At 52.6% G+C, this 21,868-nt stretch carries 16 protein-coding genes; 10 read left to right on the top strand and 6 right to left on the bottom strand.

Going from position 1 to position 21,868, the window contains the following annotated elements; translation table 11 throughout:
• Positions 1 to 66 precede the first annotated feature (66 nt).
• From ABD833_RS05070 to ABD833_RS05080, 3 genes are all read right to left on the bottom strand, one after another.
• Positions 67 to 294 carry a hypothetical protein gene (locus ABD833_RS05070; RefSeq protein ID WP_345071403.1) on the bottom strand — a complete coding sequence of 76 codons (228 nt, stop codon included), beginning with the start codon at positions 292 to 294 and terminating at the stop codon, positions 67 to 69.
• Positions 295 to 341: 47 nt separating this feature from the next.
• Positions 342 to 881: a DinB family protein gene (locus ABD833_RS05075; protein WP_345071404.1), complete on the bottom strand. Its 540-nt coding sequence runs from the start codon at positions 879 to 881 to the stop codon at positions 342 to 344.
• Between the two features lie 97 nt (positions 882 to 978).
• Complete coding sequence (locus tag ABD833_RS05080) at positions 979 to 1,923, bottom strand: helix-turn-helix transcriptional regulator (protein WP_345071406.1); 945 nt, start codon at positions 1,921 to 1,923, stop codon at positions 979 to 981.
• Positions 1,924 to 2,345: 422 nt separating this feature from the next.
• Here ABD833_RS05080 and ABD833_RS05085 point away from each other — a divergent pair, with 422 nt between their 5' ends.
• Positions 2,346 to 3,614 carry a phage integrase SAM-like domain-containing protein gene (locus ABD833_RS05085; protein ID WP_345071407.1) on the top strand — a complete coding sequence of 423 codons (1,269 nt, stop codon included), beginning with the start codon at positions 2,346 to 2,348 and terminating at the stop codon, positions 3,612 to 3,614.
• A 266-nt stretch (positions 3,615 to 3,880) separates the two neighbouring features.
• Here ABD833_RS05085 and ABD833_RS05090 read toward each other — a convergent pair whose 3' ends face one another.
• Genes ABD833_RS05090 through ABD833_RS05100 form a run of 3 tightly spaced genes read right to left on the bottom strand, consistent with a single transcriptional unit; the run spans position 3,881 to position 6,813 of the window.
• Entirely contained in the window at positions 3,881 to 5,110 is a 1,230-nt protein-coding gene (locus ABD833_RS05090; RefSeq protein WP_345071409.1) for an SAVED domain-containing protein, read from the bottom strand.
• Between the two features lie 15 nt (positions 5,111 to 5,125).
• Entirely contained in the window at positions 5,126 to 5,581 is a 456-nt protein-coding gene (locus ABD833_RS05095; protein ID WP_345071411.1) for a type II CBASS E2 protein, read from the bottom strand.
• Positions 5,578 to 6,813 carry a nucleotidyltransferase domain-containing protein gene (locus ABD833_RS05100; RefSeq protein ID WP_345071412.1) on the bottom strand — a complete coding sequence of 412 codons (1,236 nt, stop codon included), beginning with the start codon at positions 6,811 to 6,813 and terminating at the stop codon, positions 5,578 to 5,580. Before ABD833_RS05100 ends, ABD833_RS05095 begins: the two co-directional genes overlap by 4 nt.
• Before the next feature lie 244 nt (positions 6,814 to 7,057).
• On the opposite strand from ABD833_RS05100, the gene ABD833_RS05105 reads away from it, so the two are divergent.
• The 9 genes from ABD833_RS05105 (at position 7,058) to ABD833_RS05145 (ending at position 21,722) form a co-directional block, all read left to right on the top strand.
• Complete coding sequence (locus ABD833_RS05105) at positions 7,058 to 9,151, top strand: type I restriction-modification system subunit M (protein ID WP_345071414.1); 2,094 nt, start codon at positions 7,058 to 7,060, stop codon at positions 9,149 to 9,151.
• Positions 9,152 to 9,155: 4 nt separating this feature from the next.
• Positions 9,156 to 10,322 (top strand): restriction endonuclease subunit S, encoded by a 1,167-nt coding sequence (locus tag ABD833_RS05110; protein WP_345071416.1) that lies wholly within the window; start codon positions 9,156 to 9,158, stop codon positions 10,320 to 10,322.
• Between the two features lie 18 nt (positions 10,323 to 10,340).
• Complete coding sequence (locus ABD833_RS05115; RefSeq protein WP_345071417.1) at positions 10,341 to 13,655, top strand: type I restriction endonuclease subunit R; 3,315 nt, start codon at positions 10,341 to 10,343, stop codon at positions 13,653 to 13,655.
• 32 nt (positions 13,656 to 13,687) lie between these two features.
• Positions 13,688 to 14,515: a DUF2971 domain-containing protein gene (locus ABD833_RS05120; RefSeq protein WP_345071418.1), complete on the top strand. Its 828-nt coding sequence runs from the start codon at positions 13,688 to 13,690 to the stop codon at positions 14,513 to 14,515.
• A 236-nt stretch (positions 14,516 to 14,751) separates the two neighbouring features.
• Positions 14,752 to 15,015 carry a hypothetical protein gene (locus ABD833_RS05125; RefSeq protein WP_345071420.1) on the top strand — a complete coding sequence of 88 codons (264 nt, stop codon included), beginning with the start codon at positions 14,752 to 14,754 and terminating at the stop codon, positions 15,013 to 15,015.
• A gap of 36 nt (positions 15,016 to 15,051) precedes the next feature.
• Positions 15,052 to 16,836, top strand: coding sequence for a DUF262 domain-containing protein (locus ABD833_RS05130; RefSeq protein ID WP_345071422.1), 1,785 nt, complete (start codon positions 15,052 to 15,054; stop codon positions 16,834 to 16,836).
• A 10-nt stretch (positions 16,837 to 16,846) separates the two neighbouring features.
• Positions 16,847 to 17,398: a hypothetical protein gene (locus tag ABD833_RS05135; RefSeq protein ID WP_345071424.1), complete on the top strand. Its 552-nt coding sequence runs from the start codon at positions 16,847 to 16,849 to the stop codon at positions 17,396 to 17,398.
• Positions 17,399 to 17,477: 79 nt separating this feature from the next.
• Positions 17,478 to 18,113: a hypothetical protein gene (locus tag ABD833_RS05140; protein WP_345071425.1), complete on the top strand. Its 636-nt coding sequence runs from the start codon at positions 17,478 to 17,480 to the stop codon at positions 18,111 to 18,113.
• 159 nt (positions 18,114 to 18,272) lie between these two features.
• Positions 18,273 to 21,722, top strand: a complete 3,450-nt coding sequence (locus tag ABD833_RS05145) for a S1 domain-containing protein (RefSeq protein ID WP_345071426.1) — start codon at positions 18,273 to 18,275, stop codon at positions 21,720 to 21,722.
• The last annotated feature ends 146 nt before the right edge of the window (positions 21,723 to 21,868 follow it).

The raw sequence follows: 21,868 nt of genomic DNA on the forward strand, positions 1-21,868 counted from the left end.
GCCCCGCCCCTACCGCTCTTTTCGCCAACCACTTCGCGACGAGGATAAGCAAGACTACTTCCCTGGCTAATCGGGCAGCGGCTCACAACAGTACCCCCGGGCGTGCAGCACCTGGGCTACGCGGCTGCTATCAACGGGGCCACCGGTGGTTTGCACGCGCAGGATCCGGTCGGCATCGGCGAGGTCGAAGGTGATGCGCCAGGCAGGAAAGTGGCGGTGCAGCTGCCGGAGCAGGCTGGCGGCGGCCCGACGGGCCACGGTGGTGCGGAATACTTCTACGACAGGAGCTGGCATACTTGGGCGGATGAGGTGGGCGAAAGCAAAAACAGACGGGCCAGCCGTCAGGCCGGTACCGCTTCGCGCCCCTGCGGCTCATCGGCCGTAGGGCCATAGAGGGCGGGTACGGGCACCTCGAGCAGGCGCAGATACACCGTTAGCTGAGCCCGGTGGTGGATGAAGTGGCTCAGGAAAGACTCGCGCACCACTTCGGCCCGGGGCTGCTGCAACACGATTTGCTCCCCGTTGCGGAAGGTCCAGACCGCCGCCAGGTCGGCGGGAGTGGCGGCGGCCAGGGCCTGGCGGGCAGCGGCTCCGTGCGTGGTCAGCCGCGCCAGCAGCTCGGCCCGCGTGGCAGCGGGCACCGAGCCTTCGGCCCCATCGGTAGCCATGTTGTATTCGGGATAGGCAAACGTAGGGGCCACCCACGCCAGAATATCCACCAGATGGGAGGCCAGCTGGCCAGCGGTGTAGGATCTGACGTGGGGCTGCCAGTCAAACGCCGTTTCGGGCAGCCGTTCCAGCACGCGGCGGGTCAACTCAATTTCGCGGTCCAGCTCAGATAGCAGAGCGGAAACCAGGGGCGCGACAGGGGCAATGGTCATGGCTAATAAGATTAGGTGAACAATGCCCAAAACTTCCCCCGCGGCCTGACAGCTGCATGTCAGCAGCTATAAAAAACTTAGTAAAAAAAACTACCCTTCAGTGGTAATGCTGATACAACCGCTGTACCAGCTCGCGCAGCTGCTCCTGCAAAGCCGGTGGCTCCAGCACCGTGGCCTGATCGGCAAACGGCAGCAGCCAGTGGGCCAGCTCCCCGGAGCAGGGCACCCAGAAGGTCAGGTCCAGGCTACCGGTTGCCGTGGGCTGCTCGTGGGCCCAGCCGAAGTAGTATTTCTGCCCCAGGCGCTGCCGGCAGGCCGCCGGGCCGAACCGCACCACGGCTTTGATCAGCTGCCGCTCGGCGGCCTTGCGCTGCCAGTATGAGTCGAGGGTGTCGGGGCGGGGCCGAAACTGCTCGGGCCGCAGCTCCAGCCGCGTAATCCGGTCAAGCCGGAAGTCGCGGTAGTCCTGGCGTAGCCGGCAGAAAGCCACCAGGTGCCAGTGCTGGGCATAGTAGAGCCCAATGGGCTCCGCTTCGCGCACGGTCAGCTGACCGTTGTAGCCGGCCTGGTAGTCGAGCCGCACCACGCGCCGGGTGGCCAGGCTGGTCAGCAGCTGGTGTTGGGCGTCGGGCACGGCGCCGGTTTCCGCGCCCCAGGGCCGATACACGGTGATGTGCGGGCTCAGGGCTTCGAGGTAGTCGCGGTCGGCCCGGCGCAGCACGGCCCGCAGCTTGTCCATAGCCGCCTGGCTGCGTTGAGCCGTGGGGACGTCGGTGAGCTGGGCGGCGAGTTTGTCGGCGGTGAGCAGGGCCGTGGCTTCGTCGCGGGTAAACATCACCGGCGGCAGCCGGTAGCCATCGGCCAGCGAGTAGCCCACGCCAGCCTCCCCCCACACCGGCACGCCGGCCTGCTCGAGCGTGCGCAGGTCGCGGTAGATGGTGCGCAAACTCACGCCGTAGCGGGCGGCTAGCTCCGGCCCTTTTACCACGCGCTTAGCCTGGAGCTGGATAAGCAGGGCCACAATACGGTCGAAGCGGTTCATAAGCGGCAGGGCAGGGCAGCGGTAGTGGCGGGCAGCTTGAGCGAAGATAGCTCAAGGCCAGGCACTATCAACCGGGGCGCCCGGGCTACCAAAATCTACGTGGCCTCCCTAAGGGCCAATGGAGCTGCTTTCGCTTTATAACGAAACCGGCGCCCGGACTTCAGCTGAGGAACGGATCTGACCGGATGGGCCAAAAAATAAAAACCCCGATTGCAGCTTGCAATCGAGGTTTTTGGTGATCCCGCTGGAATCACATGTATATTATTAGGTTATACCCTACTATGGTCATTCCTAGCATACAGGGGCATATTAGCATCAACAGGGACACCGATTTTACTGGTCTATGCTGGCCCTAACATACCCACTTGCATACCCATTTTCTCTTTACTACCTTTGGTCCATACCCACTATTTCTCCACTCTGTGGCTGCCACAAAACTCCGCTTGCGCAATGACCGCACTAGCTTCGGTCTGACGACTGTCTATGTCCAGTACGTCTACAAAAGTCAAAATCATTATTACTCCACTGGCAAGAAAATCAGCCCCGACGAGTGGAATGCTGGCCATCAAAAAGTGGCTGGCACTTCCGATGAGGTCAAGAAGCTAAATGCCGCGCTCAGTAATCACTTATCAACGGTCAATCGGATTATTGCCGATGCCGACCACCACGGTATTCCCGCTACCCCAGGCTATGTTCGCGAACAGCTGAAAGCAGTGGCGGCGGCTAAAGCAGCTCCTCATCAAGCTACAGCCATTCTTGAGGAGAAGCCGGCGTATAATTTACTCACCCTTTTTGCGGAATACATTGAGCAAACGAAGGCGGCAAAAGCAGTTGGTACTGTCAAGCACTACCGCTCTACGCTAAACCACTTGCGGTCTTATGCAACGACTCGTAAAACGGAGCTGCCGTTTGACCGTGTTGATGTGCGCCTCTATCACGACTTGGTAGATTACTTTATCACAGAGTGCCAACTTTCCAATGGCACTATCAACAACCAACTCAAACGCGTAAAGGCTGTCATGGGACACGCCGTTGAGTTGGGATTGACAGAGAACCGTTCGTATGAACGGTTCAAGCTGCTTGACTATACAGAAAACGACATTGTATACCTCACCCAGGAGGAATTTCAGATTATTGTCACTTCTGATTTATCCATGAACGAACGATTGGATCGTGTCCGGGATTTGTTCGTTTTGGGCTGCACAACAGCCTTACGTTTCAGCGACCTGAATAAAGTTAGTGTAGACCAGGTACGTGATGGAGTGCTGACTGTGAGACAGCAGAAAACCAGAGAGTGGGTCTACATAGACTTGAATCAGTACTCGCGGAACATCTTACAAAAGTATCCGAATGGACTCCCTCGCATTTCCGAGCAGAAGTATAATAAGTATTTGAAAGAACTTGGTCAAGTGTGCGGCATTGATAGCTCGATACAAGTAGTTCGCATTCAGGGTACCAAGCGCATAGAAGAGATTGTACCCAAGTACGAGCTAATGACGTCTCACATTGCCCGCAAGACCTTTACTACACTCAGCTTAGCCGCTGACATGCCTGTGCCAGTTATCAAGCAGTATACCGGACATAGTAGCGACAAAACATTCCAGCGTTATGCTAAAGTCACGGACAAGCTTAAGCGGGACCATATGGCAAGGGTGTGGGACACGCCTCGCTCCTCTAACGAATCAAAATAAAATGGTAGATAAAAAAGGAGGTTGACGAATACCCACACCGTTAAGCGGATCTATTCGTCAGCCTCCTTTTTGCTATCCCCTAAGCACTACCTTCGTCAGGCGAACTCGTAAACGCAGGAGAGCACAAGAAAAGATTAGCCCCAAAGATGCTCACTGCAAGTAGGGGCGTTCCTAAACGCAGGTCAAATCATTTCTTTAATGTAAAAAAACAGGATTTCTTCAGAGAGGCCACTATTTAGTTCAAGACGCTCAGAGACTCATTAAGCTTAATTAATAGTGAGTGCCGCAGCAAAATCGTGCGGCATCCGGTCGTAAATAACAAGGGCTGGCTGGGTATGGGGCATCAGGTCCAAGCCGCAGGCAACAGCTACTGCAGGAGGTACAGCAGGAAACAGGTGGATGGCCGGAGCGAATTTGTGCTTGACCTCCAGATGCGCCAGCCAGCGGCGGTAGCATTTGCGAAACTCATTTAGGGACTCGACCGACAGGACGGAATCCGGGTGAGGGTCACAGTCGGCAGGCTTTATTAAGAATACCGTGTAGGTTTCGTCGATGTGAGCGGGAAGCTCTTGGCGGTGGATTGAACCACTGATATTCAGAATAACGGCAACACGTGTTGGGTCGAAACCGGACTGGATTAGCTGCCAGACGAAGGTTTGGGGTGGCACGTCGGGGAGCCAATGCCAATGGTGGTCGTCGACGCGGCGGCGCTGGAATAGGGTGCTGCCCACTTTGTTGCCCAGGCTAAATCCGAGGTATATAAGCACCGGGATGCGGGCAAAGCCGAAAACTGACAGGTGCTCAATCCGCCCTTCTTCTACTCCCTGGCGGATTAGGGCCAACCCCTGGTCTACTTGCCGGCGGACGCTTTTGTAGTAGAATTCGGAGTCTTCTTCCGGCTCTCCCAGATGGCAAAGGTCAATTTCAGTGCCTTGGCGGTACAGGTCCAGCGCGAAATCGGCGAAACGTGGCGGATTGTGCTGCAGCGTGGCGCTGTTGCACTCGGGGCGGGTGAGCTGCACGGTGTTACCCCGGATACGGCCTAGCAGGCGCACAACACAGGTATGGTTGCTGTGAGGCAAGCCGGTGACATGATGGATATGGTCTTCATGTTTGCGCTTAATTTCCCGGAGCAATTCTACCGGGAAGTCTTTCTGCGCGGCCGGGTTATCAATGATGGTGTGGTGGGTTGAGCATAACAGCATAAAGTTGTCTACCTCGTCGCGCTCGGCTTTGGGTAAAGGAAAGTTGCCGCGAGGAGAAGAACTATGCAGGCTTTGGCCGACAATATGGGCCATTTCGCCGCGGTTGAATGCGTAGTATCCAGAGTCAGCTGTTTCTAACACTGGAGTACGGCAGAACTGGCACTGCCCACCCGCCTGCACATAAAGTTGGCGCTGGACTTTAGCTGTGGGCTTTTTCCGTTTGTCGGCAACATCCTTGTCACTGGTTGCTGTTGGCTGTGCACGCGCTTTTTTTGGTTTAGGGCTTGTCATGGAGGGCAGATGTGACTAGAAGCGGATGCGAGGACGGGCAGCAGCAGGCTCAGGATGAAACCCTCCCCCCTGCCATACGCCGGTGGACAGCCAGTCTTCGAAATAATAGAGCCAGGTTTCGGCCCACAGAACCAGGGTGCGGGAGATACGCTGGTGGGGCTGCCACTCGCGCAGCCACGGCGTGAACAGGCACAATCTCAGGGTGCGCTGGCAATACAGATGCGGTATTTTGCCAGGACCCGCCAGCTCTCGCAGTGAGGGGCTGACCACGTGAACCTGCGGGTAGCTATTGAGCGACCGGTATGTAAGGCGGACAACATACATGCGGCTCGAAGGCGCAGGCTGCAGGGCCACAAACCACTCCAACCCGGTTTTAGTCAGGCCTCCCTGACCTTCAGGCCAGTCTTGCCGGAGGGTTCCATACTGCTGGGCTAAGGTTAGCACTTTGCGGCCTTGGAACATGACGCTCATTGGCCAAAGAAATTATTGCGAGGCACCGATATAGCAGCCGCGGCAGTGATTAGAGAAGCGGGCCGAACTGGAGCAGCAACTGCCAGGCGGTCCTCAACGCGTGCTCGGGATATTGCCTGGGTTGCGCCATCGAAAACCCGCCCTACTTCTGAACCGCCCAGCGTCAGCTGCAGGGACTTGCGTAGCTCGTCACGGCCGCGCAGGTTCTGGAGGTTGAGCAGGTCCTGCTGCACGGCCCGGTGCCAGGCCATGAATGTGTTGTAATACTCGTCGGTCTGCCACTTGTCGGCGAAGTTCTCGCCGTCGACGGTAGGGTTTTTCACTGTGTAGATTCGCTTACCCTGCCAATCGTAGTAGATATCGATGAACTGCGGCATCAGCTCAATAACGGTGTGCATCACGTCGAAGGGGGACTCGTAGGCAGTGAGGCCGATGGCCTTTTGATAGGCGTGTGCGGCCAGCGTGGTGATGATGACGGAAATAGGCGCGAAGTCCGCCAGTTGGGGGTTGTTTTCGCGGAACACGTCGCGGTGGCGCTTCATAAACTGGACAGCCCGGCGCAGAATGCCGCGGGGCTCGCTCTGGGCCGGGACAGGCTCGGCGGAGGCCAGTGTAACCAAGTGGCGGCCGACGGAAAACTCCTTATCAAACTGCTGGGTGCGTGGTACCAGGGCAGCAATGGGCTTGAACCAGGTAACGTAGCCGGCCGGGTTAGAAGGCTTCCAGATCTTGAGCTTACGGTCGGGCACCAGGATGCTGCCCTGACGGCAGACCGGATTACTGACGGCCGGGGTTATATCGAGGTGGAATTCATTAGCGTAGATGATGCGGACGCACCGCTTTTTCAGTTCCACCATGCCGGCGTAGGTGCCATGCCCTTTCAAGCGCTGGAAGAGGAAATCGTAGATCTGCTGCTGGTTGTAGAGGTGAGGCCGGGCACCCTGCAGTAGATAGATAAAATCGAGGTCATACTCCTCCCCGTGGAGGGGGCGCACGGTGGTGCCCAATGCAAACGAACCCTGCGGAAAAGCATGAGGCTGAAGGGAGCCAAGAACGGGGCAATCGTCGAGGTAGGTAATGACACTACCGTAACGTTTTTCGGCCTCCTGGTAACGAGCCGCCGGGATTTCCAGCTCCTGACCAATCTGGTCAAGCAGTAAGAATAAGTCGGTTTTGCGGGCGGCGCGCTGTGCCGGGCTCTCGGCGGTAAGTAAGGAGTTGAAGTTGATCATAAAACGAGAATGGTAGGTGTGGCTGGAAGGCAGGTAGAGTACTTGTGGTGGGTAACAGAATAAGATGTAGCAGCGTTAGTAAAGATACTAAATATTTTAGTCCGCAACACTGATTTAGTTGTATTGCGTTGTACCCTGCTAACAGCTCTGTACATTTAGGCAATGCCTCTGCGGAGGAGGTGATGGGTTTTTGCTTTGTTTACCACTACAATAATTGATTTTGAATTCGTTACTGTTTGACCGGGTGCCACGCCCGAAAGTGTTTGAAGACAACCTCTGGGCTGCTGCCGACCGGCTGCGGGCCAAGAGCAATTTGAAAGCGAGCGAATACGCGGCCCCACTGCTGGGGCTGTTCTTTCTGCGCTACGCCACCAACCGGTTTGAGAAGCTGCGGGCCGAAGCCGAGGGGCAGAACGCGGCTAAGCAGACGGGCCGCAACGTAGAAGAGCCGGAGCAGACCTACGTGCGGGTGATTGGCTTCGTGGTGCCCGAGGCGGCCCACTACGACAACACGCTGCTACAACTGGGGCCCAACGACAGCGCGCCGGAGAAGGTGATTGAGGCCATGGAGGCCTTCGAGGAGGCCAACCCCGACGCGGGCATCGTGCTGCCCAAGGCCGACTACCGGAAGATACCCGATGATGTGCTGCGCGGGATTCTGCGCGAAATTGCCGGGCTCAAGATTACCGAGGGCGACGTGTTCGGGAAGATTTACGAATACTTCCTGGGTAAATTCGCGCTGAGCGAGGGGCAGAAGGGCGGTGAGTTCTTCACCCCTACCTCGGTGGTGCGGCTGATTGTGGAGATTCTGGAGCCCCACACGGGGCGCATCCTGGACCCGGCCTGCGGGACGGGCGGCATGTTCGTGCAGTCGGCCAAGTTTGTGCGCAGCCACGAGGAGGCGGGGCACTTGTCGATTTACGGGCAGGAGCAGAAAGCCGAAACCAGCATGCTGGCGCGGCTGAACCTGTTTGTGAACGGGTTGAAGAGCGACATTCGGAACGTGAATTCGTCGTTGGCATCCGGTGCGTACGAGGACGATTACGCCGACACGGCGGGCAAGTTTGACTTCGTGATGGCCAACCCGCCCTTTAATGTGGACGGGGTGAGTGCGGCCGACATCGACGGGCACTCGCTGTTTACAACCTACGGGCCGGCGCTGGCGGCGAAGGGCAAGGGCAAAACCGCCGAAACCTACGGCAACGCCAACTACCTGTGGGTGTCGCTGTTTGCCATGGCCCTGAACGAGACGGGCCGGGCGGGCTTCGTGATGGCCAACTCGGCCTCGGATGCGCGCGGGGCGGAAGCCGAGGCGCGGGCCAAGCTGGTGCAGGACGGCATGGTGGACGTGATGGTAACCATTGCCTCCAACTTCTTCTATACCGTGACGCTGCCCGTGACGCTGTGGTTTCTGGACCGGGCCAAGACCGACGCGGCCCATCCGCGCCACGACCAAACGCTGTTCATTGATGCCCGGCGGGTTTACAACCAGATAACGCGCAAGCTGCGCGAGTTTACCGATGCCCAGCAGCAGAACCTGGCGGCCATAGTGTGGCTGTACCGGGGTGAAACGGGCAAGTTTAAGGCGCTGCGGCAGCAGTACGCGGCGGCGCTAACCACCTGGCGCGACACGACGGTAACCGACCCGGACTTTGAGCCGGCGCGCAGCTACTACGGCCTGGCCCAGCACCGCGCCACCTACGCTACCGCCCTGGCGGAACTGGCCCAACAAACCGCCGACTGGCTGGAAAACGCCCAACTGCTGCTTAGCCCGGAGGCCCAGGCGGCGTTGGCTGCCAATGCCACGTGGGCGGAATCCATAGTTACCCTAGCTGAGCTGACGGCCGACACGCTGCCGACCGATAAGGCCGGGCTACTATCCCTGAGCCAGCAGGCCGAGGCACTGGTGACATTTGCCGATAAGGAGCTGCGGACCGCTAAAGACAAGAGCTGGACCGCGGCCAACCTGCGCGGGGGCCTGCGGCAGCTAAGCGAAGAGCGGGACTTGCTGCTGTTCGTGCTGGAACGGGTGAACTACTTTACCGCGCAGCTGGCGTGGCTGGATGACCACTTCCCCGACGGTGAATACCGCGACGTGGAGGGCCTATGCTACCGGGCCAGCCGGGCCGATATCGCGGAGCAGCAGTACTCGCTAAACCCCGGCCGCTACGTGGGCGTGGCCCTGGAAGACGACGGCCGCACGCCGGAAGAATTCAAGGAGTTTGTACAGACTCAGGCCGAGCAGCTGGCCAGCCTACATGCGGAAGCCGATGCCTTGCAAGAGCAGATTGCGCAGGATGTGCGGATATTATTCATGGATGTAACGCGGGGGGAATAACGTGATGTGGGAGAACAATAAATTGGGAAATTTGTGCTTGGTTGGTGATGGTGCACATGCAAGTATTGAAAGAGTGGAATCAGGTATTCTGTATTTATCCTCTAAGAATTTTAAAAAGGGGATTATAGACCTGTCTGATGTAGACTATATTTCACCATTCAACTACAGCAAGCATTTCAAAGAAACGAAAGCTGTAACAAAGCCTACACATAATGACTTGCTTCTTGGCATTATTGGCTCATTGGGTTCTCCATATCTTGTCAAACCAGAGGACGTAATCGGTATATCCAGCAGTGTGGCCATTATAAGGCCTAAGCAATTACTCGATTCGCGTTTTTTATTTTATTACCTAACATCAAGCTTCGTTCAAAATTATATCGAAGCAATAAAAAGTGGGGCAGCACAGGGCTTCGTCAGCTTAGAAATGCTAAAATCTATCCCTGTAAGACTTCCTCCCCTATCTCTCCAACGCCAGATAGCGACGGTGCTTGGCCGTTACGATGCACTGCTGGAGAACTACCAGGCGCAGGTAGCGGCACTGGAAGGGCTGGCGCAGGAGCTGTACCGAGAGTGGTTCGTGCGCGGGCGCTGCCCCGGCGCGGCGGCCGGGCCGAATGGGGAGTTCCCTACGGGGTGGCAGGTGACAACTGTGGAATCTGTTGTAAAGCGTTTAAAATTCGGCAAAACCTTCAAACCTGACGAGGTTGACAGCGAAGGGAAAGTTATTGTTGTCGACCAATCTGTATCAGGCTTTTTAGGATATCACGATAAAGAACCTGACCATCTTGCCTCAATAGAGACGCCGATAATTACATTCGGTGACCATAGTTGCAAAATGACACTTATGGCTCAGCCATTCTCACTGGCTGAAAACGTTATCCCCTTTATTGCAAGCAATAAATTCACCCCTGCTTATTATCTATATGAAGCTATAAAAAGCCTAATAGAAACTCAAGAATATAAACGGCATTGGACTGATTTATTGAGTAAACAGATTATTATACCTCCGCTGATTGAGCAAAATAATTTTGCAAAATCAGTTAAACCATTTTTTTCTAAATGTGAAAATATCAGAAACCAGATGGGTTTGCTTCGCGCCACCCGCGACGCACTGTTGCCCCGGCTGCTGAGCGGGCAGCTCCTCCCCGCTCCTATTGTCCCTACTGCTTAATCCTGCTGCTACGCTATTATGGCCTTTATTACCGAAGATGATATAGAGCGCGCCTGCGTGCAGGTGCTGATGAAGGAATTAGGATACGACGAACACCTCAACCTCCACCGCAAGGAGGAAACGGCCGCCAACCAGCTATTCGGGCGGGCTGATACGCGGGGCGTGGTGCGGCTGGACCAGCTGGCTAAAAGCCTGCGCAAACTGAACCACCACGCCCCCGAGGCCATTCTGCACGATGCGCTGAAGCTGCTGACGGAGCCGCGGCCGGGCATGAACCGCTTTGAGGCCAACCGGGCCGTTACGCAGCTGCTCCAGAAAGGCAAGGACCTGCCGGGGGCCAAGAACGCCAAGGGCGAGGCCGTGCTGACGCGGGTGCGGTACGTGGATTTCGAGCACCCCGCCAACAACCACTTCGCGGTGGTGCAGCAGCTCACCATCCGGGGCAAGGCCACCCGCCGACCCGATTTGCTGGTGTTCGTGAACGGGCTGCCGCTGGTGTTCGTGGAGCTGAAAAACGCCATGGAAGATACCCGGCAGGCCTACGACAAGAACCTGACCGACTACCGCCGCGACATCGGGCAGCTGTTCGACTACAACCTGGTAGTGGTGCTGAGCAACGCCTACGTGACCAAAGTGGGCAGCCACACGGCCGACTGGGAGCAGTTTTTCAACTGGGAGAAAATAGCCGACGAGAACGAAGCGGTAGTACCCAAGGACGAAACCGACATTGAGCGGGTAATGCGGGCGCTGTTTCGGAAGGAAACGCTACTGGACCTGCTGGAAAACTTCGTGCTCTTCTACGCCAACCGGGCCAAGATTGTGGCCAAGAACCACCAGTACCTGGGCGTGAACAACACGGTGGCGGCCCTGGAAAATCGTCGGGAGTTGGCCGGCAAACTGGGGGTGTTCTGGCACACCCAGGGCTCGGGCAAGAGCTTTTCGATGGCCCTGTTCATCCAGAAAGTCCGCAAGCGGCTACGCGGGGGCGACAACCTGAAGTTCGTGTTGGTAACCGACCGCGACGACTTGGAAGACCAGCTCTGGAAGACGTTCGTGCGCTCGGGGCTGCTGGAGGAAAAGCAGCCAGCGCGGGCTACCAGCGCCGCCCACCTGGGCCAGCTGGTGAAGGCCAACGCGCCCATTATCTTCACCCTGATTCAGAAGTTCAAGAACCCCACCGGCAAAGGCGGCGGTCTGTTTCCGGAGCTGACGGCCCACGGCGAGGACTACGTGATACTGGTGGATGAGGCCCACCGGAGCCAGTACAAGGACCTGGGCGACAACATGCGCCGGGCGTTTCTGGGCGCGTCGTACCTGGCCTTTACGGGCACGCCCCTGCTCGATGCGGTGGAGACGACCAAGGAGTGGTTCGGGGGCTACGTGAGCCAGTACAACTTCCAGGAGAGCGTGCTCGACGGCTCGACGGTGCCGCTGTACTACCACAACCGGGTGCCGCAGATGCAGCTGCAGAATGATGCGCTGAACGAGGAGTTTGCCGAAATCATGGCCGATGAAAACCTGAGCGATGAACAACAGGAACGGCTGACGCGCAAATATGCCAACGTGGTAACAGTAATAACCGATAACGACCGGCTAGACGTGGTGGCGAAGGACATTGTAGCACACTTTCCGAACCGGGGCTACCTGGGCAAGGGCATGATGGTGAGCCTGGATAAGGTCACTGCAGTGAAGATGTATGACAAAGTCGTAGCACATTGGGACCAGAAGTTAAAACAGGTGCAGGGGTTGATCTATACCGCATCGAAAGGCAGTGCCGAAAGGCTGGAATTGGAGCAGCGCCTCAAGTGGATGACGGCTACAGAAATGGCCGTCATCGTGAGCGAAGATGCTGATGAAGAGCAAAGATTTGCCAAACTAAAGCTCGATATCCGCTTTCACCGCGAGCTAATGAATAGGACGTGGGGCGACGACCACGCCACGATTGAAGACCGGTTCCGGGACCCCACGAGTCCGTTGCGGCTGGTGTTCGTATGCGCCAAATGGCTGACGGGTTTCGACGCGCCCACCGTTTCGACGCTCTACCTGGACAAGCCCCTGCAGAACCACACCCTGATGCAGACCATCGCGCGGGCCAACCGCGTAGCCGTGGCGCTAGATGAGGCCGGCGCTGTGGCCACCGAGGCCACACTGATGCCCATCGCTAAGACCAACGGGCTGATTGTGGACTACTACGGGCTGATGGCCGGAGGCAGGCTGGAAAAAGCCCTGGCAAAATATGCCAAGGCTAAGAATACCGAGGGTGGGGAGAAGAAAGATTATCCCGCCGAGGACTTTGAAGCCCTGCTGGGTCACCTGGACGCTGCTATTGGCGAGGCCGTGAAGTTTCTGGGCAAACAGGGCCTGAACCTGACCGAAGTGCTGGATAGCAAAGCCACCTTCGACAAGCTGAGCCAGCTGGACGACATGGCTGACGCGCTGTCGAAGACCGATGAGCTGAAGAAGGAGTTCGGGGTGTACCAGACGGCGGTCACGTCGTTTTACCAAGCATGCAAACCCGATATTCTGACCGAGGAGCTGCTGAAGGGCGGCGGGCCCTACCTGGGCCGCTACCGGCGCACGAAGGACGTGCTGGAGTATGTGCGGCGCATTATGGGCCGGCAGCAGGACGACAGCGGCAACTTCGACGGGGCCCGCGTGAAGGCTGATAAGCTGATTGACGTGGCCATTGTGGCCCAAGGCGGCGGCAAGGGCTACTCGATTGACACGAGCGGGCAGGAAATCAACTTGAGCAGCATTGACCTGGAGAAGCTGCAAACGCGCTTTCAGGAGCGCCCGCATAAGAACCTAGCTATTACGGATATGGTCGCCTTCCTGCAGGACCGCACCCAGCAGCTGCTAAACCGCAACGTGGGCCGGGTAGACCTGGCGCAGAAGCTGCACGAAATCATCCAGCAGTACAATACGGCCAGCTCGGACGTGGAGGCCTTCTTTGCGGCGCTGAAAGACTACCTGAGCAAGCTGCAGGAGGAGGATAAGCGGTCGGCTGCCGAAGGGCTGAGCGAGGATGAGCTGGAAATATTCGACCTGCTGTTTGTGGGCGAGCTAAAGCAAGTTGAGAAAGACCGAGTGAAGCTAGCAGCCCAGCACCTGCTGGCCAAGCTGCAGGACAACGCCACCAAGAAGCACGTGCTCACCCCTGACTGGCACAAGAATCCGCAGCTCCAGATGAAGGTGCGGGATATGATTGGTGGGGTGTTGGATGCGGAGTTGCCCGAGGAGGGCTACACGAAGCTGGTGTTTCTGGAGAAGCGGGATGCGGTGTACGAGCATCTGCTGAATCAGGCGACGCTGGGGGCGCGGTATTGGGCTTAATCTGAACAGCCAGCACTTTTTTAATACAAATTATGGCAACTCCGTTTGAACTGCACACTTCACCCAATCCGAAGCCTTCTGATGGATTGCCTCCTGTCATTTATAAATACCGTTATTGGTCAGATAAATGGCATAAGAGAACATTAACAGAGGCTGAATTACACTTCGCTTCTGCCGATGAATTCAACGACCCATTTGATTCAAAGTTTCATCTAAGGTATGATTTGATACCCGATAAAGAGCTTCTTGAGCGCTTAGAGAAATCTGCTATCGGGGCTTATCCAAATGAAAGTCACGAATTCATTAAGTCTAGAGCTCAAGAAGCTTTTGCTAATATGAGGGATGAAGATTATCTGGATGACTTTCATGAAAGGAAATATATAGAAAACAATAAATTCATAGGAGTACTTTCTTTATCCGAGAAATCTGACAATATATTAATGTGGTCACATTACAGTGATAATCACAAAGGATTCGTTTTAGGATTTGACACAAACTGTTTATTTGATTCTGTTGGAGGAACTATTCATGCATTAAATTATCAGGAAAAGTATCCTGAAATCATACCTGGGCTTGGATTACGTGGAGATGCTGCGATACGTGAAATAGCCGAAGTGTACAGCACAAAATCCAGCTTATGGAGTTACGAGCAGGAGGTTAGAATTTTCAAGGCGAATGCTGCAAAGAAGAATCTTCAGTACAACTTGGGATGTTTGCGCGAAATAATATTGGGGTGTAAAATATCACAAGATGATAAAGAGAGTATAATGAATGAAGCCAAGAAATTCCCCAACGCAAAAATTTATCAAGCTAAAATGAGTAAACGTTCTTTTGCAATAGACGTCCAACAAATTGCTTAATTAAACTACACTTCCTGCAAGTAGACATGATACCGAGCAAATTAACTGTAGGCCAGATTTTCGAACAGGAGTGTCGGCTTGTATTACCTCTATTTCAGCGGCCCTATATATGGGGCGAGCAAGAGCAGCCGTTGTGAGTTATTATTTGCGCATCTGCTGAATCAAGAGTTAATAGTATTATAGTAACAGTCGTAATAAATTTAAATAAGTAATACAAAATTTTTCGAAAGGCAATCATGTACACACCAACTCCTGCTGAACAGAAACTAATGAACCGACTAACACCTGATGGTGTTTACGATATACAAAACGGGAATGTGCTTGTTGGGCCTATCGCAACGCCAGAAGTACATGCGCAGACTCTACCCCCCGATGAGGTTGAGGTGGTCGACGATTTAAAGCTGGGAAATAAAATTAGCAGAGATAGTATTGGTGTCGCTCGCTCTAATGCAAATAATAAAATAGTAGATGGTGTTATTGGAATGACAGAGAAATGGTAGAGAGATGACAATCAATAATCTAATCTTAAAATCTTCATGAAAGCTAACGAGGTAAAACTTTTAGGCCTGCTACAAGGCCCACGTCAGTTCACAATTCCTATCTACCAGCGCCCTTATAGCTGGTCACGTGAGGAATGTCAGAAGCTGTTTGATGACATTCTGCTGGTCGGTAAGGATGCTGCCCGGCCGAGCTACTTTATGGGCTCGGTGGTGTACTACCAGGAGTCAGCCCACGCTATTGGGACCATACCTGCTTCTCTGGTAATTGATGGGCAGCAGCGGCTGACTACCGTGCTGCTATTGCTAACTGCCGTGGCACGTTTCCTACATAATAACGAAGAGCCGCTGCAGGATACTAGCAGCGCGGAAATTCGTGGCCTTTACCTCACCAACCTTTACAAGCAGGGGGAACTGGCGCAACGGCTGCTGCTTACGAAGCGAGATAAGGCAACGCTGATTTCCGTGGTGAACGGTAATCCTTTGCCGGAAAGCAATTCGGAGCGGGTGCGGGAGAACTTCGAGTTTTTCCAGGAGCAGGTTGCTGCAGCTAACGTAGCGGACTTGTGGGCCGGCATCAGCAAGTTGATGGTAGTGGGTGTATCACTCGAAGCAGGGGTTGACAATCCACAGCTCATTTTCGAGAGCCTGAACTCGACGGGCAAGCCACTGGACCAATCGGATCTTATCCGGAACTACGTGCTGATGGGGCAAGCAAAGCCCGTGCAGGATGATTTGTACAAGCGGTACTGGTATCCAATGGAGGCTTCGTTTGGAGACGACTATGCCTCCATGTTCAGCGAGTACATGCGGGACTTCCTGACTGTAAAGCTGGCTAAGCTGATTAATATTTACACGGTATATCAGACGTTCAAGAACGAGTACGCGACTGGTCGGGTAAGTGAGGGTAACGTCGAGGCGCTGGCCAAAGAACTGTATCAGAACGCGCGGTACTATGTGCGGCTCCGGCAGCCAGAGAAAGAAGAGCACCAGGAACTAAGAGAAGCCCTAGAGCAACTGCGGGCGTTCGGGGTGACAGTAGCCTATCCTTACCTGATTGATGCCTACGCTGCCTGTGAGCAGGGCAAGCTGACGAAAGCACAGCTGGCGGAGGTAGTGCGAATGATTGAGCGCTACGTGGTGCGGCGGTCTATCTGTGAGATTCCCACCAACACGCTCAACAGCACCTTTGCTACCTTTGCGCGGGACCTGGATCAGGAGGATTACTTCAACTCGGTGAAGGAGCAGTTTCTGGAACTGGGCTATAACCGGCGCTTCCCATTGGATGAAGAGTTCCGTAACCGGTTTGTGGAGCGTGACGCCTATCACGCCCGCCGGACCCGGGACTACTTGCTATCACACTTGGCCAATTACGAGCAGAAGGAGCACGTAAATATTGGCAACTACACGGTGGAGCACATTATGCCTCAGAACGAGAATGTGTCAGAAGCGTGGCAGGCAGAATTAGGACCAGAGTGGGAAGATGTACACAGTCGTTACCTGCACACCATTGGTAACCTCACCTTGACGGGCTATAACTCGGAGTTGAGCGACCGGCCATTCGCGGAGAAGAAGACCATGGCAGGCGGGTTTCTGACCAGCCCTATCAAGCTCAACCAGTCGGTAGCCAGTGAGCCAGTGTGGAACAAGCAAGCAATTCTGAAGCGTGCCAACCTGCTGGCTGATTGGGCTATTGCTATCTGGCCGGCACCGGAGGTAGTTACTGCGGTGGTTGTATCAAATGAGGAAGTCGATGAGCAGCAGGAGGAGGATGCTTTAGCTGAAGCGGGGTTATTAGAGGAAATTCAGAATCTGGACGAATAACATCAATTCCATGAATCCTCCTGCATTTCGTATTTGTCGTGATGGGTCGGTTGAACAATATCCACTCCCACCTGCTGAAAAACGGTCAACGAGCGGCACTATTTATTTGATAGAAAGCACACTGATACCTAAAAAGACTACCAAGTGTAATTACGATTATCATACTTGCAAGGTGCTTAATGTTCGTCGTCAACCTGTAGAAGACAATATTTTAGTATTTGCAGGAATTGAATGTAGACTTGAAGAGATTGATAAGTGGGAAACTAATATTGACCTAAAACACGAGTTCGGGATTAACGGCATTGTGCTGGTTGCGCATATTATTGACCGCTTAGACAAAGAACGCAAGGTGTTGTTCGACAATGATGCACATAATGGTAGCACGTATAGGAAGCTGATTAGATATGCTGAAGAATTAAGCCGCTTTGGAACTCACGAAGCCATGAAAGAAATCTGGAATCTCAATCTTCTGATAAAGAAAAAGGAAGATAAGATTGACCAAATGGCCAAAGCATATCAGGCAGCATTCAAGAAAAGGATTCAAAATTCCTCGTCTTTATAAACGCACAATCATGTCATATTTCGGAATTAAATCAGATCTTACTTGCAAATTTATTGGCAACATTTATTCCAACACATTATTGGATGAGTATTCTCATTTAATAAAACGCGAAAGGCACAGAATGAGTGGATCTGGTGCTACGGAGTACCAGCAGTTCACAGTGATGAATACTAATTTAGAAGAAACATCTATCAAATATGGCGATTCAGAAATTGTTGAAATATCCCCGGAGTATTGGTGGAGCATGGGAAGCATAAATAAAGACATATCAGAATTCTTCTTCCCAAATTATGAGAAGCCACATGAGGATATGGACACTCAATTTTCTTTATGCAATAATTATGCAAAGTGGAAAATCAATCGAAATCCCACAGGAGGAAAATTCAGCTTTATTGCATTTAAAGACTCTAAAGGGTCTATTATGCGAGTTCCAACCTCATTAAGTGGGAGTACAGAATTTGAACATGCTGTATCTAACCTTGTGCTTTTAGATTATTTCAAATTAAATACAACTTTTAAGATATTTTTTACATTATCTCAAGTTAATAATATTGAATTTACCACTGCAGACAGCAAGAAAAATCTAGCGGAATTTTACAACACCAGTATAAGAAAATGGTATACGGAGTCTTTGCAGCGCAATCCCAGCAAACATGCTGAATTTCCAATCATTGACGACATGTTTGCTAAGCTCAATGCCACTGTACACAACTAACATTTTTCACACTCTCTAAATCATAGAACAACTTCGCATACGCATAAATCAACCATAATAATTCAATTATTTACCCCGTTATCACTGGCTATCATACAATAGCTTATTATACTTTCAAATAAAATACAGTGGCTTTACACACATTCTTGCATTTTTTGAATGAATAATCAAGTAGTTGGTTACATTCTCGTAGCTATTGATAAGCAGTCTGCAGATGGCAAATCTGCGAAATTCGGGTTCTTTTATTGTCCGGAGTTAGACCAGTCTATTCACTTTCGGTTTTCCGCGCTGCAGGGGGACTATACTGAACCCACTTTGGGTGATAAGGTGCAGGCCGAAGTAAAGGACTCACTTAAAGGCCCAAGTGCTCAACGCTTGCGGTTGCTGCTGCCCGCAGTAGAAGTGCCACAGGAAGAGTTAGCCATTGAAATTGGACACCTTGCCAAAACCCTGCGGTGTACGACGGAAGCAATAGTAACGGCCCTCGCCCAATTGTCCTATCCGGTCGCGCCAGGAAATCCGGTGTTGTTAGCAGTACCCCAGGCTTTGGCTGCCCGGAATATGTTGGAGCAAAGTCGAGACCAACGACCTAAATCCGCTGATTCTTCGGCCTCTCTCCTGCCCATTCAGTTTGGTGTAGTCAAGCAATATTTTGCAGACCGAGAGTACGGCTTCATTCAGCAACAGGACTTTGCCGACACCTACTTCAAAGCATCCGTCACAAAATTTTCGGTGCGAGCAGGTGACTCAGTATTTTTCAGAAGAAAAACACGCTCAGAAACTGGGCAGGCTTTCGCATTGGAAGTTACTCCAATAAGTAAGTCCATTGAGCTGATACGCCATAATTATCGAACATTCAGTCAGACAGTACTAGGCCACGCACTGAGTGGAGCAGACCAGGCACTTAAGGAACAGATGCTGACCTGGCAGCTAGGAATAATTGTTCACCAGGACCAAGAACAGCTAGAGGAAGCAGCCCAAGCACACCTGCATCAAGTACACCGACACTGCCCTTCAGAAATCCAGCTGCATTTGAACCAACTGCTGCCAACGATAGGTCCAGCAAAAGCCCTGGCATGGTGGCAAAGTTTTGCAGCCAGCTATGCTATGCCTGAGCAGGTGGTAACCGCTCTCAGACAGCTCGCCACTCTTTCTGATGATGGGATGCGCTTGGCGCTAGAGCGAGTTCCTTCTCAGCAGCTTCTCGACTACCTACCCATTATATGGCCAGCTGAAACAGTACGGAATGACTTAGAGGCAACGGGCGGGGCCAACGTGGCAGCGTTCTGGGGTACTGCTATCCATCATTGGCCCTTAGCGACCAAGCACAAGGCCGGCAACTACTTCGCGGAGCTGCGAGAGGTGGAGCTGGCGCGTATTCTTTACGAAACCTATCGGTACATTCTTCCAGTGTACGACTACATCTATACGGCAGGTAACCAGCTGGATCAAGCCTCTTTGCTGGAACTGCTGGAAGTTGCCACCGGTGACCATGTAGTAACTTTGATTGCCAGTCAAATAGTAGATAAGGTCGAAACGATTGACACGAGCATTGTAACGCTTGTTGACAAACTTGCTAAATATCTGCTCCCTACAGCGCTAGGGGAAATTAAGGCTAGCATTGTTTTGAAAGCTACGGCACTGCAGCAGGTCTTAATTTATCTGCGGGAGTCGAGCTTCAAGATAGATCTAACTGATATAGCCGGCAAGCTGACCAACCAGGATTTACAGCAAGTGATGGAACCTGCTGGTCAGAACAAAGAGCTGACGCAGCAAGTAAGGCTCTGGGCAGCTCAGCATTTGTTAGCGCGAATACAAGGAGACGCACATAATGCGCCTCAACCCATATTCAGCCTCTTAACCATCGCTAGACGGAAACTAGATACGGTACTTTTTGACACATTACTGGAGCAGTCAGGAGAAGTTGGTCGTACCTGGGCAGAATTGCATAATTGGCTCGAGGTTGAAGGCCCCACTCCTTCTCTAAACACACTACTTGCATTTCTGGCTCTGCCTGAAACAGACAGCCCATTTTCCCAATCAGATGCTCTTAACCAACTTACAGAAGAAGCCCTTTTAACATTATTGCAGCTCCTGGTTGATGAGGAACCCAGGGACTTGATGAAAATAAGTACCCCTCTCCTAGTACATTGGATAAGCCGTCTACCAGAGACGGAGGAACGGCAGCGCACCTTGAGTAGACTGGTATGGACTGAGCGGCAACCTTTGATGCTACTGCTATGGCTGGAAGGGTTATCAACCTACTATGACTTTGCCCGGTTTAAAACTTTAGTCTTCACTCTGCCTATAGAAAAGCAATATCAATTTTTACGCAAAACATTCCAGCTAATTGATGATCAACAGGTTAAGCTAACCTTGGCTGATTTGAATACAATTGTGCGCTACAGTAAGACGGAGGCAGAAGTAATGGGTGTCAGACTCGATTACACAGTTGATCTAGTTCTGACCACGCTAATGATGCTGAAAACGCAACTCTGCTTCCCACAAGAGCGTGATATATTGGACTTTGTAGCAAAATACGTAGGTGAGGAAGTAAAAGAGCTACCTACTTTCATTGACTTTTTTGAGAAGTGTACTGGGCGAGGTGAGTCTCTACAGGTAAAAGATAAAGCTGCAGACAAAGGCAAAGCTTATACCGAGGAGTTTGGGTGTTTGGAGGGAACCGCAGACACCAAGCGCGTTTTCATTGATGGTGTAGGTTACGGAGTAGCAGGGGGGGCATTTTACAAAGATGGGAAGCGAATCAAAGTACTCAAATGGGAAACAAAGGAAGCTCACAGCTATATCGTTAATCCTAGACGTGATAATGCTCCAATTGGTGTTAAATGCTGTGAGGGCCGCCAATCGAACAAATTAGACAAGGAATCCAATATGCCGTTTTCGTGGTGTAGAGGTTTCCCATGTTTTGGCCCCAACCAAGTTGCCGATAAGCCGTCGATTAGATGGAAGTCCTACGTGCTTCGGGATTTTATCAACATTCTCGGCCTTCCTTTTGACCTAGAGCGTTATTATTCATTTATTGGAACCCTCAACAGAGTTAATCAGCTTTTAGAGAGGCTCAAATGTCAGTCATGCCAGAGAATTCTACGCCCAGTCGGAAATTCTGATTTCCATCTGTACCGCGTTACTCGTTTTCACTGCACGCATTCTGAATGCAGTAACAAAGAGGAGGTATATCTAAGCACCTGCTTAAATGGGCGCTGCCAACTTATCATTGATAGCCGAATATCGAAGAGATGTACTTACCATGATTTGGGCTACGACTGGACGGGACCTTACATCTGTTCCAACTGCGGAGGTTGCTGTTCAAAGCAGATGATAGAATCCAGGAAGGCGACTCTAGAGAGGGTATACCAGCCGAACCAGCTAGCCACAAACAGTCAATATCATCTATTAGTAAATCAGCTGTCAAAAAAGTTATACCATGCTGATATACAAGTCAATTTTTGTTATAAGTGTCAGGGCAAAATGGAGGAAATTGGCCGGCAAGGAGATTATGGATGCCCTAAATGCAACACTCGTTATGCCCGCTACATTTCTTACTTACATGTACACAAGAAGCGATTGGAGCAACCGATGAAACAATAAGCCACATACCGTAAAAAGGATGAACATTATACATCCTTTTTTCAAGTTATTTATTAATAAAATCAGCATAATGGTAGCGATACCACGATGCAGCTTGCTCAATTATTAGCAGGGCTGGATAATTAATTATATCCAGCCCTGCTTAA

The sequence above is a fragment of the Hymenobacter fastidiosus genome, assembly GCF_039539565.1.
GTDB lineage: Bacteria > Bacteroidota > Bacteroidia > Cytophagales > Hymenobacteraceae > Hymenobacter > Hymenobacter fastidiosus.

What these genes read in the sequence shown, in the direction of transcription:
- ABD833_RS05070 (WP_345071403.1), bottom strand. Translation starts at nt 294, where the DNA reads ATGCCAGCTCCTGTCGTAGAAGTATTCCGCACCACCGTGGCCCGTCGG.
- ABD833_RS05075 (WP_345071404.1), bottom strand. Translation starts at nt 881, where the DNA reads ATGACCATTGCCCCTGTCGCGCCCCTGGTTTCCGCTCTGCTATCTGAG.
- ABD833_RS05080 (WP_345071406.1), bottom strand. Translation starts at nt 1,923, where the DNA reads ATGAACCGCTTCGACCGTATTGTGGCCCTGCTTATCCAGCTCCAGGCT.
- ABD833_RS05090 (WP_345071409.1), bottom strand. Translation starts at nt 5,110, where the DNA reads ATGACAAGCCCTAAACCAAAAAAAGCGCGTGCACAGCCAACAGCAACC.
- ABD833_RS05095 (WP_345071411.1), bottom strand. Translation starts at nt 5,581, where the DNA reads ATGAGCGTCATGTTCCAAGGCCGCAAAGTGCTAACCTTAGCCCAGCAG.
- ABD833_RS05100 (WP_345071412.1), bottom strand. Translation starts at nt 6,813, where the DNA reads ATGATCAACTTCAACTCCTTACTTACCGCCGAGAGCCCGGCACAGCGC.
- ABD833_RS05110 (WP_345071416.1), top strand. Translation starts at nt 9,156, where the DNA reads ATGTGGGAGAACAATAAATTGGGAAATTTGTGCTTGGTTGGTGATGGT.
- ABD833_RS05115 (WP_345071417.1), top strand. Translation starts at nt 10,341, where the DNA reads ATGGCCTTTATTACCGAAGATGATATAGAGCGCGCCTGCGTGCAGGTG.
- ABD833_RS05120 (WP_345071418.1), top strand. Translation starts at nt 13,688, where the DNA reads ATGGCAACTCCGTTTGAACTGCACACTTCACCCAATCCGAAGCCTTCT.
- ABD833_RS05125 (WP_345071420.1), top strand. Translation starts at nt 14,752, where the DNA reads ATGTACACACCAACTCCTGCTGAACAGAAACTAATGAACCGACTAACA.
- ABD833_RS05130 (WP_345071422.1), top strand. Translation starts at nt 15,052, where the DNA reads ATGAAAGCTAACGAGGTAAAACTTTTAGGCCTGCTACAAGGCCCACGT.
- ABD833_RS05135 (WP_345071424.1), top strand. Translation starts at nt 16,847, where the DNA reads ATGAATCCTCCTGCATTTCGTATTTGTCGTGATGGGTCGGTTGAACAA.
- ABD833_RS05145 (WP_345071426.1), top strand. Translation starts at nt 18,273, where the DNA reads ATGAATAATCAAGTAGTTGGTTACATTCTCGTAGCTATTGATAAGCAG.